Genomic DNA, 707 nt, shown 5'->3' with positions numbered 1-707 from the left:
GAGTTTATGCCACACCCGATGCTTTGCGTTAACACTAATTCATTATTCATGCTAGCCTTCTAATTTAGTTCTTTAGCAAACTAATTATGGCTCAGGCTTAGCTAACCTAGGAAACTGGAGGCTAGCACCTTCGCGGGAGTCATTATGTCTATATGTAGGCAAGATTTGGATCAATATATTGAGCGAGGTTTAATGGTATGAATATTAAGGGAAAATGTTTATGTGGTTCAGTGGAGCTGGAAATTGAGTTAGCAAGCCCTGTAGCAGAAATGGCAGCGTGTCATTGTAGCATGTGTAGAAATTGGCTAGGCGGACCAATGTTAGCTATTGATGGTGGAGTGCTTAAAGGAATAGTAAATGAATCATCTATTACTCGTTATCAATCTTCAGAATGGGCTGAAAGGGGATTCTGTAATAAATGTGGTACAAGCCTATTTTACTATTTGAAGCCAGCTGATCAGTATCATTTTCCGGTGGGGTTGTTAGATGGCGATGTGAAGTTTAAATTTAGCCACCAAATATTCATAGACGAAAAGCCTGATTATTATAGCTTTTCTAATGATACAAAAAATATGACAGGCGCTGAAGTTTTCGCGCATTTCGAGAGTGAGCAATAACACATAACAAGCAGCTTTCAAACCGATCTCCACTTTATTGGTTGTTTAGCCGGGCGTTGCTTATGTAGTAAAGAGGGTTATCGCCTTTAG

At 39.5% G+C, this 707-nt stretch carries 1 protein-coding gene; it reads left to right on the top strand.

Features of this window, described 5'->3' with window-relative positions:
* Positions 1 to 197 precede the first annotated feature (197 nt).
* Positions 198 to 617, top strand: coding sequence for a GFA family protein (locus A1QC_RS02310; protein WP_017023924.1), 420 nt, complete (start codon positions 198 to 200; stop codon positions 615 to 617).
* The last annotated feature ends 90 nt before the right edge of the window (positions 618 to 707 follow it).

This window comes from Vibrio rumoiensis 1S-45 (genome assembly GCF_000286955.2).
Classification (GTDB): Bacteria; Pseudomonadota; Gammaproteobacteria; order Enterobacterales; family Vibrionaceae; genus Vibrio; species Vibrio rumoiensis_A.
This window is presented reverse-complemented; position numbering and strand designations above follow the sequence as displayed.